The organism is Cellvibrio sp. OA-2007 (assembly GCF_000953825.1).
Classification (GTDB): Bacteria; Pseudomonadota; Gammaproteobacteria; order Pseudomonadales; family Cellvibrionaceae; genus Cellvibrio.
The window spans coordinates 1-1,348 of the sequence record NZ_BBUL01000034.1; the positions used below are offsets into that span (position 1 = coordinate 1).

The following is a 1,348-nucleotide window of genomic DNA, read 5'->3' on the forward strand; positions in this document are numbered from 1 at the left end:
TGAACTGTCCGAAGTTGGCGGAGGGGATCATGGCGCAACTTGAGTTTGTTGTGTTTCTATATGGCTTATCTCTTTCTACATAGCAAAAAGATCCAATGTCAATTGGGTAGGTTGATCCATCCATTTTTAATGCAACCTTGGATATGTCCTCTATTGTTAGGTTGCCAGCATTATCAAAAGGCAGGTCATCTATGTCATATGCTATTGTTTTATTCTCAATCCAGCTCATTATTTTCACCGAAGAAAGTATTAGTTAAGCTCTCAATATAAGCCTCGTATTCAGCTTGCACGTTAATTGCTAATTTGTATTTTTGCCGATAATTGAGATAGGCCTCTGTTGTTTTCAAATGGCTATGCCCCATGCGTTCTTTTACATACATCAATAATTTGAAAAATTCGGGCTGATTTTCGATCGCGCTTCCACCTAGCTTGTATTTTTGCAATTGCTGCTGTAGAAGATTCATTCCAAAGGTGGCACGCAGATCGTGAAACCTGAGTTTAAATTTATTGCCTAGTTGAGTTATCTCTGGCATCAATTGCTGCCGTATAAATTGAGTTACAGCATTCCCGCGAGGAGGGTTACGATAAAGTTGCGCAAACTCGTCGTTTTGCGCCATGTAGTAAGGTTGTCCGGCTTTGGTTAAGAATGCGTATTGCTTTCCTTCATCTTCATACACATGGCTTGATCTTGTTGCGCGGGATATATAGCGTTTTGATTTCAGGTAAATATAGAGCTTTTTATGCAGCCATTTAGGAATGACGAGTACCATCTGCTTTTGATATTTGGTATTGATTAGCGTGCCAGAGCCAATTTTCAGCCTTAAAGATGGCGATGTTTCATTTGGTGGGGTGCTGAAGTTTTCTTTTCTTGTTGTAAAAACTGTTTGTAAGCGTGCTCCGGTAGTGAGTGAGAGCAAAAATGCCAATAACATTTCTATGTTGCCAATATTTTTTAGGGCTTGAATTAATAGGGTTTGCTCCTGCTCATTGAGTGGCCTTAATTTCCCGCCATCATCAATGTACTCGCTGTAGTCATCGGTGCTTCTTGAAACTTTAAATGATTGAGAAAGGTCAGTGAGTTGAATGTGTTTATTTTTCATAAACCCATAAGAATTTTTATATTTTATTACCGCTTCATTCTCTAGCCATAAAGCATGACTGAATTGATGGCCGTCCTCAGCTAACCAGCGATAAAAGTTTTGTATGCTATTCATTCTCCGCTTGGCAGTTCTTGTTTTTATATTTCCGCGTTTTATTTCATTGTGGAGAAATTCGCAATAACGATAGGTTGGGCGCGCTCTGGTTCTTTCGGCAATGTGATCCCCTCCGCCAACTTCGGACAGTTCAC

At 39.9% G+C, this 1,348-nt stretch carries 2 protein-coding genes; both read right to left on the minus strand.

Annotation, left to right across the window (positions count from 1 at the left end):
- Positions 1-229 (minus strand): hypothetical protein (locus tag AWU77_RS20640; RefSeq protein ID WP_238582287.1); only part of this gene is annotated, 229 nt, incomplete at its 3' end.
- On the minus strand, positions 216-1,348 hold a 1,133-nt coding region (locus AWU77_RS20425), incomplete at its 5' end, for a site-specific integrase (protein ID WP_193747474.1). The genes AWU77_RS20425 and AWU77_RS20640, both read right to left, overlap by 14 nt.